Raw genomic sequence first — 14,180 nt, 5'->3', positions numbered from 1 at the left:
GCTGCCGCGCCCCCGCTCCTCCCTGGACCCCGATGCCCCCGCCGCCCGACGAAACGTCCCGCCCAGCCCGCCGCCGCGCCCTGGGACGCGGCCCGGGCACCCCCCGCCCGACCCCCTCGGACCCTCAGCCGACCCCCGAGACCGCCCAGGCGGCCTCCCCGGCCCCCGCGGCCGAATCCGCGCCGGCGTCCGCCCGGCGGTCGTCGGCGGACGCGGAGCCCGCCCCGGGCCTTGCGGCGGCCTCCCCGGCCCCCGCGGCCGAATCCGCGCCGGCGCCCGTCCGGCGGTCGTCGGCGGACGCGGAGCCCGCCCCGGGCCCTGCTGAGGCCCATCCTGGGGCGGACACCGCCCGGCAGCCCGCGCCTGGCACCGCCGACGTGGCGACCTCGCCCGCGGGCGTGAGCCCGCAGGCCCCTGCCGGGTCCGCCGGCGAATCGGACACCGCGAGTGCCCTCGGGGTCGATGCCCCGGCTCGTGATGGCGATTCCGTCGTCGATCCCGCCGCGGCGGCCCCGGAATCCGTGGCCACGCCGCCGAGGGACGGGGGTGGCGACGGGCGGTTCACCGTGCGGTTGGCGAACTTCGAGGGGCCCTTCGATCTGCTCCTCCAGCTCATCTCCAAGCACAAGCTCGACGTCACCGAAGTCGCCCTCTCCAAGGTCACCGACGAGTTCATGGCGCACATCCGTGCCATGGGGCCCGACTGGGATCTCGATCAGACGACCGAGTTCCTCGTCGTCGCCGCCACGCTGCTCGATCTCAAGGCCGCCCGGCTGCTGCCCGCCGCCGAGGTCGAGGACGAGGCGGATCTCGCGCTCCTGGAGGCGCGGGACCTGCTCTTCGCGCGGCTCCTGCAGTACCGCGCGTACAAGCAGATCGCCACGATCTTCGAGGACCGCTGGGAAGCCGAGGGCTGGCGCTACCCCCGGACCGTCGGCCTGGAGGCCCACCACGCAGAGCTGCTCCCCGAGGTCGTCATCTCCATCGGCGCCGAGGGCTTCGCCAAGCTCGCGGTGAACGCCATGCAGCCCAGGGCCAAGCCTCAGGTGTACGTCGACCACATCCACGCCCCCCTCGTCAGCGTCCGCGAGCAGGCCGGCATCGTCGTGGCCCTCCTGCGCGAGCGCGGGAGCGTCAGCTTCCGGGAGCTCACCGACAGCGCCGACGACACCCTCACCGTCGTCGCCCGCTTCCTCGCCCTCCTGGAGCTCTACCGGGAGAAGGCCGTCGCCCTCGACCAGGAGGACGCCCTCGGCGAGCTCACCGTCACCTGGGTCGGCGGGGAGCGGGAGACCCAGGTCACCGACGAGTTCGATCAACCCGTGGAGGAGAAGGCATGAGCGACCTCAAGCCCGCCCTCGAAGCCGTCCTCATGGTCGTCGACGAGCCGGCCACCGAGACCCACCTCGCCAAGGTCCTGGAGCGGACCCCGCGCGAGGTCGGCGACGCCCTGCGCGAGCTCGCCGACGAGTACACCGCCCAGGGCCGCGGCTTCGAGCTGCGTCTCGTCGCCGGCGGCTGGCGCTTCTACACCCGCGCGGAGTTCGCCCCGGCCGTCGAGGCGTTCGTCCTCGACGGGCAGCAGGCCCGCCTCACCCAGGCGGCCCTGGAGACCCTCGCCGTCGTCGCGTACCGCCAGCCCGTCAGCCGATCCCGAGTCTCCGCGGTCCGCGGAGTGAACTGCGACGGTGTCATGCGCACCCTCCTCCAGCGCGGTCTCGTGGAGGAGGCGGGCGCGGAACCCGAAACAGGTGCGATCCTGTACAGGACGACGAACTACTTCCTGGAGCGGATGGGCCTGCGCGGCCTGGACGAGCTCCCGGAGCTCGCGCCCTTCCTCCCCGAGGCGGACGCGATCGAGGCGGAGACGCTGGAAGGAGTCCCGTCGTTCGATCCGGATCTCCCGGATCGCGAAGACGCAGACGACAAGACGACGGACATTTGATGCGAAGCAGCAGCGGCAGGAACAGCGGAAACAACGGCGGGAGCCGTGGTGGCAACAGCGGTGGCCGCGGCAATTACCGGGGCGCCGGCAACAGCCGTGACGACCGGCAGGGCGGCGGCAGCGGCGGCGGCCGGCCCCGCAATCCGCGCCCCGAGGAGCGCAAGTACGACGTGGGCGGCTCCGGTGCCCCCTCCGACGGCCCCAAGAAGGGCCGCGGCGCCGCCGCCCGCGGAGGCGCCAAGGGCGGACCGAAGCAGTCGCCGCAGCGCGGTGGCGGCCGTACGGCCCCGGCGCGCTCGCGCGAGTACGACGCCCGCGCCGAGGAGCGCAACCGGGAGCGGTACGCGAACAAGCCGCAGGTCAAGACCCCGAAGACCTTCCCCGGCGCCGAGCAGGAGGGCGAGCGGCTGCAGAAGGTGCTCGCCCGCGCCGGTATGGGCTCGCGCCGTGCCTGCGAAGAGCTGATCGAGCAGGCCCGGGTCGAGGTCAACGGCGAGATCGTGCTCGAGCAGGGCATGCGCGTGGACCCGGAGAAGGACGAGATCAAGGTCGACGGTCTGACCGTCGCGACCCAGTCGTACCTCTTCTTCGCCCTGAACAAGCCGGCCGGTGTCGTCTCCACCATGGAGGACCCCGACGGCCGCCAGTGCCTCGGTGACTACGTCACCAACCGCGAGACCCGGCTCTTCCACGTCGGCCGCCTCGACACCGAGACCGAGGGCATCATCCTCCTCACCAACCACGGTGAGCTGGCCCACCGCCTCACGCACCCGAAGTACGGCGTGAAGAAGACCTACCTGGCCGCGATCACCGGCCCGCTTCCCCGCGAGGTCGGCAAGCTGCTCAAGGACGGCATCCAGCTGGAGGACGGCTACGCCCGCGCCGACCACTTCCGCGTCGTCGAGCAGATCGGCAAGAACTACCTGGTCGAGGTCACGCTGCACGAGGGCCGCAAGCACATCGTGCGCCGGATGCTCGCCGAGGCGGGCTTCCCGGTCGAGAAGCTCGTGCGTACCGCCTTCGGCCCGATCGGGCTCGGTGACCAGAAGTCCGGCTGGCTGCGCCGGCTGACCAACACCGAGGTCGGCATGCTGATGAAGGAAGTCGGCATGTAGTCCCGCCCCACCGCTCCACGAAGAAGCCCGCGACCGCCCGACGGCGGTCACGGGCTTCTTCGTGTGCGCGTCGCATGTGAGCACTCGATCATGCGCGTTCGTACTTGTGGTCGACGCCCCGCGCGCTTTATAGTCATCATGACTCTTAAGGAGGCGGGCGTGAGCCTCGCAAACGTGCTCGAACCCCTGCAGCAACCGCTCTTCACCGTTCTCGACACCCCGGTCAGCTGGACCGAAGTGCTCGGCTTCGGCAGCGGTGCGCTCTGCGTCTGGCTGGTCGCCCGCCAGCACCTCGCCAACTGGCCCATAGGCATCGCCAACAACCTCTTCTTCATCCTGCTCTTCTCGCAGGCGGGGCTGTACGCGGACGCCGGCCTCCAGATCGTCTTCATCACCCTCGCCGTGTACGGCTGGTGGACCTGGACCCACGGGGGTGGACCAGGCTCCGACACCCTCCCGGTGCGCCGCACCTCGCGCACCGAGTGGACATGGCTGCTCACGGCGGGGGTGGTGGGGACCGTGGCGCTCACCCTGCTGCTCGACCGCGCCACCGACTCGACCGTCCCCTTCTGGGACGCCCTGACGACCGCGCTCTCCCTGATGGCGACCTACGGCCAGTGCCGAAAGCGCCTGGAGTCCTGGTGGCTCTGGATCGCCGCCGACATCGTCTACGTGCCCCTGTACGCGTACAAGGAGCTGTACCTGACCTCCCTGCTGTACATCGGCTTCATGACCCTCTGCGTCCTCGGCCTGCGCAGCTGGAGCCGTGACCGCACGGCGCGGCGCGCCCTTCCCGCGGAGGTGGCGGCATGAAGCGCTACGGACACGGTCTGGTCCTCGGCAAGTTCTATCCGCCGCACGCCGGCCACCACCATCTCGTCCGTACCGCCCGCGACCGCTGCGAGCGCCTCACCGTGCTCGTCTGCGCCTCCTCCGTCGAGTCCGTGCCGCTCGCCGAACGGGTCGCCTGGATGCGGGAGATCCACCCCGACGCCCTGGTCGTCGGCGCGGTCGACGACATCCCCGTCGACCTCCACGACCCCGACGTCTGGGCCGCCCACATGGCCGTCTTCCGGGCCGCGGTGCCCGAACGGGTCGACGCCGTCTTCACCTCGGAGCCGTACGGCGAGGAACTCGGCCGCCGCTTCGGCGCCGAAGCCGTCTGCGTCGACCCCGACCGCACGCTCTTCCCCGTCTCCGGCACCGCCGTCCGCAAGGACCCCGTCGGCTGCTGGGACTACCTGGAACCGCCGGTACGGGCCGCGCTCACCCGCCGCGTCGTCGTCCTCGGCGCCGAGTCCACCGGCACCACCACCATGGCCCGCGCCCTGGCCGAGCACTACCGCAACCGAGGCGGCGTCTGGGCCCGCACCCGCTACGTACCGGAGTACGGCCGCGAGTTCAGCGAACTCAAGCTCGCCGAACTGCGCGCCGCGCGCCCCGATGCCACCTGGGAGGACGTCTCCTTCCACTCCGAGGACTTCCCGCTGATCGCGCTGCGCCAGGCCGAGCTGGAGGAGGAGGCCGCACGCGCCGGATCGCCCGTGCTCTTCTGCGACACCGACGCCTTCGCCACCACCATCTGGCACGAGCGGTACATGGGCACCACCAGCCCGGCCGTCGGCGAGATCGCCGCCCACGGCCGACAGCACCTCTGGCTCCTCACCGACCACCGGGGCGTCGACTTCGAGGACGACGGACTGCGCGACGGGGAGCACCTGCGGCCCTGGATGACCGCCCGCTTCCTCACCCAGCTCGCCCACACGGGCCGCAGGACCGCCGTCCTCAGCGGACCGCACGAGGAGCGACTCGCGGCGGCCGTCGCAGCCGTGGACGCGCTGCTCACCGAGGGCTGGGACCTCGCCGACCCCCTTCCGGAGCGCCGATGACCCCGCCCCAGGCCCCCGAGGGCTACGACCGGTACGCCTTCGAGCCCTTCGCCGTCACCGTCGACCTCGCCGTCTTCACCCTCCGCGAGGACCGGCTGTACGTCCTGCTCGTCGAGCGCGGCCAGGAGCCGTACGCCGGGGCATGGGCGCTGCCCGGCGGGTTCGTACTGCCCAGGGAGTCCGCCGAGGTCGCGGCGCGCCGTGAACTGGCCGAGGAGACCGGCCTGTCCGTGGACACCGTCTCCGGACTCCACCTCGAACAGCTCCGGACGTACAGCGAACCGGACCGCGACCCGAGGATGCGGGTCGTCTCGGTCGCCTTCGCCGCCCTCGTCCCGGACGCCCCCGAGCCGCGCGGCGGCGGCGACGCGGCACGGGCACAGTGGATGCCGTACGGGACACAGACGACGTACGGGCCGCTCGCCTTCGACCACGACCGGATCCTCGCCGACGCGCACGAACGGGTCGGCGCCAAACTCGAGTACACCTGTCTCGCCACCGCCTTCTGCCCGCCCGAGTTCACGCTCGGCGAGCTGCGCCAGGTGTACGAGACGGTCTGGGGCGTCGAACTCGACCGCCCCAACTTCAGGCGCAAGGTCCTCGCCACGCCCGGATTCGTCCAGGCCGTCGAAGGACCACCACGCCTCACCGGCGGACGGGGGAAACCGGCCGCTCTCTACCGGGCGGGCGAGGCCACGGCCCTGCACCCGCCACTGCTGCGACCGGAAGGACGATCCACCCCATGACCACCAAGCAGGCCGCCACCGGCTCCCTGATCGGACTGGCGCTCGGCGACGCGCTCGGCTTCCCGACCGAGTTCAACGACGTGCCGGCGATCCTGGCGAAGTTCGGACCGTGGCGGGAGATGGAACTGCCCGGCGAGAAGCAGGGCAAGGCGTACGTCACCGACGACACGCAGATGACCCTCGCCTTCGCCCGCGGCATCCGCACGGCGATGGACCGGGGCGTGCTCGCCCCGCTGCGCCTCGCCCGGCCGGTCCGAGAGGAGTTCGTCGACTGGTACCACTCCCCGGAGAACAACCGGGCGCCGGGCAACACGTGTCTGCGCGCCTGTGCGCTCCTCGACGGCGACCGTGCCTGGCAGGACGCCAGCCAGATCCACTCCAAGGGCTGCGGCGCCAACATGCGGGTCGCGCCCATCGGCCTCGTGCCCGGACTGAGCGACGAGCAGCGGTCCGGCGCCGCCCAGTTGCAGTCGGCGCTCACCCACGGCCACCCCACCGCGCTCGCCGCCTCCGACCTGACGGCCCGCGCCGTGTACCTGCTCGCCCAGGGCGTCGAGCCGACGGGCCTGGTGGGCCACCTGCGCTCGTACGGCTACGAGAACCGCTCCGTCTACCGCGAGACCTGGCTCGGCGACCTGTGGACCCGCTCCCAGGACCCGTCGGCCCGGCAGTTCATCGAGCGCGGCTGGGACGAGTGCCTGGCGGTCCTGGAGAAGCTGGACGGCGTCCAGCGCACGGCGGACCCGGAGCTCGACCCCTGCACCTACACGGGCGACGGCTGGATCGCCGAAGAGGCCCTGGCCACCGGCCTCCTCTGCTTCCTGCTCTTCCCCGAGGACCCCGTCACCGCGCTGCGCCGCGCCGCCTGCACGCGCGGCGACTCCGACTCGATCGCCTGCCTCGCGGGCGCGTTCGCGGGCGCCCACCTGGGCGCCGGCGCGTGGCCGAAGGAGTGGGAGGAGCGGATCGAGTACCGCAGTGAGCTGGTGGCGCTGGGTGCCCTCTGGGACGTCTGACGACGCCCTGGGAAGCTTGGGCCATGACCGTAGCTCTCGTACCCGAAGTCGACCTCTCCGCCGTCGTGGCGGAACAGCCCGATCCCCTGGTCTTCGCCACCGTCTCCGGCGCGCATCTGTACGGATTCCCGTCCCGTGACTCGGACGTGGACCTGCGGGGTGTCCATCTGCTGCCGGTGGAGGGACTCATAGGGCTGCGTGAGCCGGAGGAGACCCGGTCCCGGATGTGGGACCGGGACGGCGTCGAGATGGACCTCGTCACGCACGATCTGCGGAAGTTCGTCCGGCTCATGCTACGGCGCAACGGCTATGTACTGGAGCAGCTGCTCTCCCCGTTGGTGGTCCACACCTCGGAGGCCCACGCCGAGCTGATCGCCCTGGTGCCGGATGTCCTCACCACCCACCACGCCCATCACTACCGTGGATTCGCCGCGACACAGTGGCGCCTCTTCGAGAAGACGGAGGAGCTGAAGCCGCTGCTCTACACCCTCCGGGCGCTGCTCACCGGCATCCATCTGATGCGGTCCGGCGAGCTCCAGGCCCATCTGCCCACGCTGGTGGGGGAGGTGGCGGAGGCCCCCGTGTACGTCCCCGAGCTGATCGCGGCGAAGGCGGCCGCCGAGCACGGACCGGCCGAGGTGGACCCGGCGCGCGTCCGCGCGGACGTGGAGGCGCTGCACGGGGTCCTGGACGCGGCGCAGGCCGCCTCGGGGCTCGGGGACGCCCCGGTGGCCCACGACGTGCTGCACGACTTCGTCGTACGGACCCGGCTAGAGCACGCTCAGCGCTGAGGCGCGGCGGGCGCGGATCAGGAAGTCCTGGACGCGGGCGTGGTCCGGGGCCACCGGGAGGGGGCTCGTGGAGGAGGCCTTGTCGGCCTCCTCCGTGAGGGCGGCCATCCAGGACTCGACCTCGGGCCAGGGGACCTCGCCGCGCTTCACCGCGAGGAGCCTTTCGCGCTCGTCTCCGACGTGGATCGTCAGCTCGCCGGTCCGCAGCAGGTCGCGGCAGCTCATCAGCAGACGCAGCAGATGCATGGCGTGCTTCCAGCGCGGCTCGCCGTACTGGCGGACGTCCGCGTCGAGCTTCCTGCGCTGCCCGCCCGCGTACCGCACGAAGGTCTGGTGCGCCTGACGGGAGAGGAACGCCTCGCGCAGCGCGACCAGTTCGCGGCCGGTGTCGTCGATGTCCTCGACCACGGGGGAGTGCAGGCACTCCAGCACATTGGGGTTGGCGCGCAGGGCCAGCTCGCAGAAGCGTTCCAGCTCCCAGCTGAACTGCTCCTCGCCCGGCCCCTCGACATGCGCCGGCGGCTTGTCGAAGCGCCAGAAGAGCGGGGTGGGGGCGAGGTAGACACCCCGGCGGTCGGTGTCGCTTCCCTCGGTGTCCAGACCGAAAGCGCGCGACCCCATGACGCAGGAGTAGATCGTGTGGTCGCGCACCAGGTCCGTCGGAGTCATGCGCGACACGCTACGCGAGGCTGATCGAGTCCCCCGACACGGTGATCTCCTCGGCCGGGAGCGGGCGCGTGGCCGGGCCGTTGGCCACCGAGCCGTCCGTGATGCGGAACTTGGAGCCGTGGCAGGCGCAGTCGATCGTGCCGTTCTCGACCTTGGCGACGATGCAGCCCTGATGGGTGCAGATCGCCGAGAACGCCTTGAAGTCCCCGTCCGTGGGCTGGGTGACGACGATCTTCTCCTCCTTGAAGATCGTGCCCCCGCCGACCGGGATGTCGGATGTCTCGGTGAGTGCCTCCCCGGCGGGCTCGGAGGTCGGCTCCGTCGTGGGCGAGGCGGTCCCGGGCTCCGACGCGGTGGGTGCCGTGGTGTCCGGGGGCGTCGGCGAGGCGGTCGCGTCGCCGTCTCCGTCCGAGCCGCAGCCGGTGGCCAGGGCGGCGGCGGAACCCGCACCGGCCAGCAGCACGGTACGGCGGGGCGTGGCTTCTGGATTCATGCCGTACAGCTTGGTCGCGCATCTCTCCGGTGGCCCGCAAACACGCCTAGATCCAGGGCGTCAGCTCCCTCGCACGGCCGTCCGTGTCCCGGCGCACCTCCAGGACGGCCGTGACGGCCGCCCGCTCGATCGGCCCGTACACATGCGGGAAGAGCACGTCCTCCGACCCCTCCCAGCGGATCTCCGCGCTCAGCCGGGACTCGTCCAGGACGAGGACCAGGAGCGGGCCGTGGACGCCGCGGTAGTGCGCGTCGGCGACGGTCAGCGCGGCCGTCTCGTCCGGCGAGCAGTGGACGAAGCCCTCCGAGGCCAGCGACGGCGGCGCATAGGGGAGTTCGGGATCGGCGGACCATTCGTCCAGCGGTACGACGTGCAGCAACATGCCGACAGTTGTATCGCGGCCGCCGCGCACCCCGGATACCCCGAGTGGCGGCACGTTCTGGTTTGCGTGACATTGTCCGTGTTCCGTACCGGATGAAAGGCAGAGCGATCACGATGGCGGGAAACGATCTCGGCAGTCTTCTCGGGGGCCTCCTCGGAGGCAGCGGCTCCGGGCAGAGCCCCGGCGGCGGCAACATCCTCGGCTCCCTGCTCGGCGCCCTGATGGCCGGCAAGGGCGGCACCGACGGCGGCAACCCGCTCGGCGGCCTGATGGACATGCTGACGAAGTCGGGCCTCGTCGACCAGGCGCAGTCCTGGGTCGGCACCGGCCAGAACCAGCCGGTCAGCGGTCCGGAGATCGCGCAGGCCCTGCCGGACGACACCCTGCAGAAGGTCGCGCAGGACGCCGGTGTCAGCCCCCAGGAGGCCGCCGACGAGATCGCCACGTCCCTGCCGCAGGTCGTGGACAAGCTCACCCCGAGCGGCTCGCTGCCGCAGAGCGGTGAGTCGCTGGAGGAGATCATCCGCAAGCAGAGCCTCTGACACCGGCCCGGCGCACCGGCGGCCCCCCGCGTCTCGGAGGGTGGTCGCCGGTGACGGTGTGTCCGCCCTGCTGACTAGGCTGATCGGAGCACTCTCGCAAGGTTTCGTAGGTCGGGTAAGGAGCATCAGGTGGCGGTACGAGCGGTCCGAGGCGCCGTCCAGCCGGCGAAGGACGAGGCCGGACACACGTACGGGCGGGTCGAGGGGCCGACGTGCGCGGGTTCCCTCGGTGCCCCGGCCGCCCCGGGCGAGGACGTCGCCCGGTGAGAACCGCACTCGTCATCGGAACCGGCCTGATCGGCACCTCGGCGGCGCTCGCCCTCGCCGGGCGGGGCATCGCCGTGCACCTGCGCGACCACGACCCGGCCAGCGCCCGTACGGCGGCGGCGCTCGGCGCCGGTACGGACGACCCGCCCGAGGGCCCCGTCGACCTCGCGATCATCGCCGTACCCCCGGCGCACGTGGCGACCACGCTCGCCGAGGCGATGCGGGCCGGCCTCGCGCGCGGCTACCTGGACGTGGCGAGCGTCAAGGGCGGGCCGAAGCGCGAGCTGGAGCAGCTGGGGCTCGACCTCACCGCGTACATCGGGACGCATCCGATGTCCGGGAAGGAGCGCTCGGGCCCGCTGGCCGCGACGGCGGACCTCTTCGAGGGGCGGCCGTGGGTCCTCACGCCCGGCCGTGACACCGACACCGAGGTCCTGAACCTGGCCCTGGAGCTGGTCGCGCTCTGCCGCGCCGTCCCGGTCGTCATGGACGCGGACGCCCACGACCGCGCGGTCGCGCTCGTCTCCCACACCCCGCAGCTGGTGTCGTCGATGGTCGCCGCGCGCCTGGAGGAGGCGGACGAGACGGCGGTACGGCTGTGTGGGCAGGGCATCCGTGACGTCACCCGGATCGCCGCCTCCGACCCGCGCATGTGGGTCGAGATCCTGTCGGCCAACCCCGGGCCGGTCGCGGACGTCCTCGCGGGCGTCGCCGCCGACCTGGACGAGACGGTCCGGGCGCTCCGCTCCCTCGAGTCCACGGACGAGGAGAAGCGCCGGGAGGGCACGAGCGGCGTCGAGGACGTCCTGCGCCGCGGCAACGCGGGGCGCGCCCGGGTCCCGGGCAAGCACGGCGCGGCACCGGCGCAGTACGAGACCGTCGCCGTCCTCATCAGCGACCAGCCCGGCGAGCTCGCCCGCATCTTCGCGGACGCGGGCCGGGCGGGCGTCAACGTCGAGGACGTCCGCATCGAGCACGCGACCGGTCAGCAGGCGGGTCTGGTCCAGCTGATGGTGACCCCCTCGGCGGCGCCGGTCCTCGGCGAGGCACTGAAGGAACGGGGCTGGGCGCTCAGGACGAGCTAGCGCCGCAGGCGCACACGCCGGCCGTCGGGCCGCGCCGGTCGTGCGGGCCGGGCTGCTCGGGCCGCGCCGATCGTGCGGGCCGGGCCCCTCGGAGGGGCCGCTCGGCCTCGGCGTACGAGTCGGGCCCCTCGGACGGGCTGCTCGGGCTCGGCGCTCGGGACGCCCCCTCGGGCCGGCCGCTCGGCCTCGGCGCCTGGGCCGGGCCCCGTCGGGCGGGCTTCAGGGGACTCCCGTCCGGGGGTCACCGGCCCGCGGAATCGGCTGCCCGCGACGGTGGGGGCCGAACGGGTGGTCGCCAGTCGGTAACCTTGTGGTGGCCCCCCGCATCCCGCGAGGCCTGCACCGCTCACCCCAGGAAGGTGTTCCCCACCGTGGAAACCGTGATCGTCGCCATCGACGGGCCCTCCGGCACGGGCAAGTCGAGCACCTCGAAGGCGGTTGCCGCCAAGCTGGGGCTGAGCTACCTGGACACCGGCGCGCAGTACCGGGCGATCACCTGGTGGATGATCAGCAACGGCGTCGACGTCAACGACGCCGAGGCCGTCGCCAACGCCTCCGCCAAGCCCGTCATCGTCTCCGGCACCGACCCGGCCCGCCCGACGATCACCGTCGACGGGGCCGACGCCGCCGGACCCATCCGTACCGAAGAGGTCACCTCCAAGGTCAGCGCCGTCAGCGCCGTCCCCGAGGTCCGGGCCCTGATCACCGAGCTCCAGCGGACCATCGCCAAGAACGCCGAGGGCGGCATCGTGGTCGAGGGCCGTGACATCGGCACCACGGTCCTGCCGGACGCCGACCTCAAGATCTTCCTCACCGCGTCCCCCGAGGCCCGCGCGGCCCGCCGCTCCGGCGAGCTCAAGGGCGCCGACGTGGCCGCCACCCAGCAGGCCCTCGTCAAGCGGGACGCGGCCGACTCCAGCCGTAAGACCTCCCCGCTCGCCAAGGCCGGCGACGCCGTCGAGGTCGACACCACGGACCTCACCCTGGACCAGGTCATCGAGTGCGTCGTGACCCTGGTGGAGGAGAAGAGGACGGCCGCGAAGTGACCCAGCCCTCCGAGCGGGGTGCCGCCGTCGGGCGCGGCATCGGCATCGGGCTGATGTACGGCCTGTGGAAGCCGCGCGTCCTCGGCGCGTGGCGGGTGCCGGCCTCCGGCCCCGTCATCCTCGCCGTCAACCACGCGCACAACATCGACGGCCCCATGCTCATGGGCACCGCCCCCCGTCCCGTGCACTTCCTGATCAAGAAGGAAGCGTTCGTGGGGCCCCTCGGGCCCTTCCTGGAGGGCATCGGGCAGCTCAAGGTGGACCGCCACAGCACGGACCGGAACGCCATAGGCAACGCCCTCGCGGTCCTGGAGCACGGCGGCGTCCTCGGGATCTTCCCCGAGGGCACCCGCGGCGAAGGCGACTTCGCCTCGCTGCGGGCCGGCCTCGCCTACTTCGCCGTCCGCAGCGGCGCGCCGATCGTCCCGGTGGCCGTCCTGGGAAGTTCCGACCGCCCCGGACGGTTGATCAAGGCGCTGCCCCCGCTGCGCGCCCGCGTCGACGTCGTCTTCGGCGACGCCTTCGAGGCCGGCGACGGCAGCGGCCGGCGCACCCGCAAGGCGCTGGACGACGCCACCGTACGCATTCAGGAGCGGCTGACCGCCCACCTGAAGAACGCCAGGCGCCTCACCGGGCGCTGAGTGAGACTCTGAGTAGTGGGTTCGCACCCACCGACCACGAATGATCAAGGAACGGACTTCATGAACGACCAGCACGACCACGGGGCACTTGGCGACGCCGAGTACGCGGAGTTCATGGAGCTCGCCGCGGGAGAGGGCTTCGACATCGAGGAGGTCGAAGGCGCGATCGAGGAGGCAGGGCACGGCCCGCTCCCCGTCCTCGCCGTCGTCGGCCGCCCCAATGTCGGCAAGTCGACCCTGGTGAACCGGATCATCGGCCGCCGTGAGGCCGTCGTCGAGGACAAGCCCGGCGTCACCCGCGACCGCGTCACCTACGAGGCCGAGTGGGCCGGCCGCCGCTTCAAGGTCGTCGACACCGGCGGCTGGGAGCAGGACGTCCTCGGCATCGACGCCTCCGTCGCCGCCCAGGCCGAGTACGCCATCGAGGCGGCCGACGCCTGTGTCTTCGTCGTGGACGCCACCGTCGGCGCCACCGACACCGACGAGGCCGTCGTCAAGCTGCTGCGCCGCGCCGGCAAGCCCGTCGTGCTCTGCGCCAACAAGGTCGACGGCCCCTCCGGCGAGGCCGACGCCACCGCCCTGTGGTCGCTGGGCCTCGGCGAGCCCTACCCGGTCTCCTCGCTGCACGGCCGCGGTACGGGCGACATGCTCGACGCCGTCCTGGAGGCCCTGCCCGAGGCCCCCGCGCAGACCTTCGGCAACGCGATCGGCGGCCCGCGCCGCATCGCCCTCATCGGCCGCCCGAACGTCGGCAAGTCCTCGCTCCTGAACAAGGTCGCCAACGAGGACCGTGTCGTCGTCAACGAGCTGGCGGGCACCACCCGCGACCCGGTCGACGAGCTGATCGAGCTCGGTGGCAAGACCTGGAAGTTCGTGGACACCGCCGGCATCCGCAAGAAGGTCCACCTCCAGGAGGGCGCGGACTACTACGCCTCCCTGCGCACCGCCGCCGCGGTCGAGAAGGCCGAGGTCGCGGTCGTCCTGATCGACACCACCGACAACATCTCGGTCCAGGACCAGCGCATCATCACCATGGCGGTCGAGTCGGGCCGCGCGCTCGTCATCGCCTACAACAAGTGGGACGAGCTCGACGAGGAGCGGCGCTACTACCTGGAGCGCGAGATCGAGACCGAGATGCAGCAGGTCTCCTGGGCGCCCCGGGTCAACGTGTCCGCCAAGACCGGCCGCCACATGGACAAGCTCGTCCCGGCGATCGAGACCGCGCTCGCCGGCTGGGAGACCCGCGTCCCCACCGGCCGGCTGAACGCCTTCCTCGGCGAGCTGGTCGCCGCCCACCCGCACCCGATCCGCGGCGGCAAGCAGCCCCGCATTCTCTTCGGTACGCAGGCGGGCACCAAGCCGCCCCGGTTCGTGCTCTTCGCCTCGGGCTTCCTGGAGGCCGGCTACCGCCGCTTCGTCGAGCGCCGGCTGCGCGAGGAGTTCGGCTTCGAGGGCACCCCGATCCACATCTCCGTCCGCGTCCGCGAGAAGCGCGGCCGCAAGAAGTAGTCGTGGCGTGAGTACGGCGGAGGGCCGGGGCGATGCCCCGGCCC

The 14,180-nt window shown here is 72.2% G+C and carries 17 protein-coding genes; 14 read left to right on the top strand and 3 right to left on the bottom strand.

The genetic code is table 11. The annotated features are described in order from the left end of the window. Positions 1-32 precede the first annotated feature (32 nt). The 8 genes from ACFVZW_RS25535 to ACFVZW_RS25500 all read left to right on the top strand — a co-directional run bounded on the left by ACFVZW_RS25535 (position 33) and on the right by ACFVZW_RS25500 (position 7,502). On the top strand, positions 33-1,340 hold the full coding sequence (locus ACFVZW_RS25535) for a segregation/condensation protein A (protein WP_384525483.1): 1,308 nt from the start codon (positions 33-35) through the stop codon (positions 1,338-1,340). Beyond that, positions 1,337-1,945, top strand: coding sequence for an SMC-Scp complex subunit ScpB (gene scpB / locus ACFVZW_RS25530; RefSeq protein ID WP_383560090.1), 609 nt, complete (start codon positions 1,337-1,339; stop codon positions 1,943-1,945). Before ACFVZW_RS25535 ends, scpB begins: the two co-directional genes overlap by 4 nt. Beyond that, positions 1,945-3,060, top strand: coding sequence for a pseudouridine synthase (locus ACFVZW_RS25525; protein ID WP_384525479.1), 1,116 nt, complete (start codon positions 1,945-1,947; stop codon positions 3,058-3,060). The genes scpB and ACFVZW_RS25525 overlap by 1 nt, the downstream gene beginning before the upstream one ends. Before the next feature lie 159 nt (positions 3,061-3,219). Beyond that, on the top strand, positions 3,220-3,873 hold the full coding sequence (gene pnuC, locus ACFVZW_RS25520; RefSeq protein ID WP_384525476.1) for a nicotinamide riboside transporter PnuC: 654 nt from the start codon (positions 3,220-3,222) through the stop codon (positions 3,871-3,873). Then, positions 3,870-4,949, top strand: a complete 1,080-nt coding sequence (locus tag ACFVZW_RS25515; RefSeq protein ID WP_384525473.1) for an AAA family ATPase — start codon at positions 3,870-3,872, stop codon at positions 4,947-4,949. The genes pnuC and ACFVZW_RS25515 overlap by 4 nt, the downstream gene beginning before the upstream one ends. Further along, positions 4,946-5,695, top strand: a complete 750-nt coding sequence (locus ACFVZW_RS25510; protein WP_384525471.1) for an NUDIX domain-containing protein — start codon at positions 4,946-4,948, stop codon at positions 5,693-5,695. The genes ACFVZW_RS25515 and ACFVZW_RS25510 overlap by 4 nt, the downstream gene beginning before the upstream one ends. Continuing rightward, positions 5,692-6,711, top strand: coding sequence for an ADP-ribosylglycohydrolase family protein (locus tag ACFVZW_RS25505; protein WP_384525468.1), 1,020 nt, complete (start codon positions 5,692-5,694; stop codon positions 6,709-6,711). Before ACFVZW_RS25510 ends, ACFVZW_RS25505 begins: the two co-directional genes overlap by 4 nt. A 23-nt stretch (positions 6,712-6,734) precedes the next feature. Further along, positions 6,735-7,502 carry a DNA polymerase beta superfamily protein gene (locus ACFVZW_RS25500; RefSeq protein ID WP_384525465.1) on the top strand — a complete coding sequence of 256 codons (768 nt, stop codon included), beginning with the start codon at positions 6,735-6,737 and terminating at the stop codon, positions 7,500-7,502. On the opposite strand, the gene ACFVZW_RS25495 is transcribed toward ACFVZW_RS25500, so the two are convergent. Genes ACFVZW_RS25495 through ACFVZW_RS25485 form a run of 3 tightly spaced genes read right to left on the bottom strand, consistent with a single transcriptional unit; the run spans position 7,482 to position 9,046 of the window. Beyond that, positions 7,482-8,171 carry a DNA polymerase beta superfamily protein gene (locus ACFVZW_RS25495; protein WP_384525463.1) on the bottom strand — a complete coding sequence of 230 codons (690 nt, stop codon included), beginning with the start codon at positions 8,169-8,171 and terminating at the stop codon, positions 7,482-7,484. The genes ACFVZW_RS25500 and ACFVZW_RS25495 overlap by 21 nt on opposite strands. 10 nt (positions 8,172-8,181) lie before the next feature. Then, positions 8,182-8,664, bottom strand: coding sequence for a Rieske (2Fe-2S) protein (locus ACFVZW_RS25490; RefSeq protein ID WP_384525460.1), 483 nt, complete (start codon positions 8,662-8,664; stop codon positions 8,182-8,184). A gap of 46 nt (positions 8,665-8,710) precedes the next feature. Continuing rightward, entirely contained in the window at positions 8,711-9,046 is a 336-nt protein-coding gene (locus tag ACFVZW_RS25485; protein ID WP_384525457.1) for a DUF952 domain-containing protein, read from the bottom strand. Between the two features lie 113 nt (positions 9,047-9,159). On the opposite strand from ACFVZW_RS25485, the gene ACFVZW_RS25480 reads away from it, so the two are divergent. The 6 genes from ACFVZW_RS25480 (at position 9,160) to der (ending at position 14,136) form a co-directional block, all read left to right on the top strand. Further along, the gene (locus tag ACFVZW_RS25480; RefSeq protein WP_384525454.1) at positions 9,160-9,588 is read left to right on the top strand and encodes a YidB family protein; all 429 of its coding nucleotides are present in this window, start codon (positions 9,160-9,162) and stop codon (positions 9,586-9,588) included. A 129-nt stretch (positions 9,589-9,717) separates the two neighbouring features. Further along, positions 9,718-9,855 (top strand): hypothetical protein, encoded by a 138-nt coding sequence (locus ACFVZW_RS25475; protein ID WP_384525451.1) that lies wholly within the window; start codon positions 9,718-9,720, stop codon positions 9,853-9,855. Beyond that, positions 9,852-10,940: a prephenate dehydrogenase gene (locus tag ACFVZW_RS25470; RefSeq protein ID WP_384525448.1), complete on the top strand. Its 1,089-nt coding sequence runs from the start codon at positions 9,852-9,854 to the stop codon at positions 10,938-10,940. Before ACFVZW_RS25475 ends, ACFVZW_RS25470 begins: the two co-directional genes overlap by 4 nt. Before the next feature lie 359 nt (positions 10,941-11,299). Next, entirely contained in the window at positions 11,300-11,986 is a 687-nt protein-coding gene (gene cmk / locus ACFVZW_RS25465; protein WP_384525445.1) for a (d)CMP kinase, read from the top strand. A 53-nt stretch (positions 11,987-12,039) separates the two neighbouring features. Continuing rightward, positions 12,040-12,627 (top strand): lysophospholipid acyltransferase family protein, encoded by a 588-nt coding sequence (locus ACFVZW_RS25460; RefSeq protein WP_384525540.1) that lies wholly within the window; start codon positions 12,040-12,042, stop codon positions 12,625-12,627. Positions 12,628-12,687: 60 nt separating this feature from the next. Next, positions 12,688-14,136, top strand: coding sequence for a ribosome biogenesis GTPase Der (gene der / locus ACFVZW_RS25455; protein WP_352191646.1), 1,449 nt, complete (start codon positions 12,688-12,690; stop codon positions 14,134-14,136). Positions 14,137-14,180: the final 44 nt, after the last annotated feature.

Origin of the sequence: Streptomyces sp. NPDC059567, from assembly GCF_042735655.1 — a bacterium.
Classification (GTDB): Bacteria; Actinomycetota; Actinomycetes; order Streptomycetales; family Streptomycetaceae; genus Streptomyces.
This window is presented reverse-complemented; position numbering and strand designations above follow the sequence as displayed.

Excerpts from the sequence above, each read along its gene's own strand:
- ACFVZW_RS25485 (WP_384525457.1), bottom strand. The coding sequence starts at position 9,046 with ATGTTGCTGCACGTCGTACCGCTGGACGAATGGTCCGCCGATCCCGAA.
- ACFVZW_RS25535 (WP_384525483.1), top strand. The coding sequence starts at position 33 with ATGCCCCCGCCGCCCGACGAAACGTCCCGCCCAGCCCGCCGCCGCGCC.
- ACFVZW_RS25515 (WP_384525473.1), top strand. The coding sequence starts at position 3,870 with ATGAAGCGCTACGGACACGGTCTGGTCCTCGGCAAGTTCTATCCGCCG.
- der (WP_352191646.1), top strand. The coding sequence starts at position 12,688 with ATGAACGACCAGCACGACCACGGGGCACTTGGCGACGCCGAGTACGCG.
- ACFVZW_RS25505 (WP_384525468.1), top strand. The coding sequence starts at position 5,692 with ATGACCACCAAGCAGGCCGCCACCGGCTCCCTGATCGGACTGGCGCTC.
- ACFVZW_RS25495 (WP_384525463.1), bottom strand. The coding sequence starts at position 8,171 with ATGACTCCGACGGACCTGGTGCGCGACCACACGATCTACTCCTGCGTC.
- ACFVZW_RS25510 (WP_384525471.1), top strand. The coding sequence starts at position 4,946 with ATGACCCCGCCCCAGGCCCCCGAGGGCTACGACCGGTACGCCTTCGAG.
- ACFVZW_RS25490 (WP_384525460.1), bottom strand. The coding sequence starts at position 8,664 with ATGAATCCAGAAGCCACGCCCCGCCGTACCGTGCTGCTGGCCGGTGCG.
- ACFVZW_RS25500 (WP_384525465.1), top strand. The coding sequence starts at position 6,735 with ATGACCGTAGCTCTCGTACCCGAAGTCGACCTCTCCGCCGTCGTGGCG.
- scpB (WP_383560090.1), top strand. The coding sequence starts at position 1,337 with ATGAGCGACCTCAAGCCCGCCCTCGAAGCCGTCCTCATGGTCGTCGAC.
- ACFVZW_RS25480 (WP_384525454.1), top strand. The coding sequence starts at position 9,160 with ATGGCGGGAAACGATCTCGGCAGTCTTCTCGGGGGCCTCCTCGGAGGC.
- ACFVZW_RS25525 (WP_384525479.1), top strand. The coding sequence starts at position 1,945 with ATGCGAAGCAGCAGCGGCAGGAACAGCGGAAACAACGGCGGGAGCCGT.
- ACFVZW_RS25460 (WP_384525540.1), top strand. The coding sequence starts at position 12,040 with ATGTACGGCCTGTGGAAGCCGCGCGTCCTCGGCGCGTGGCGGGTGCCG.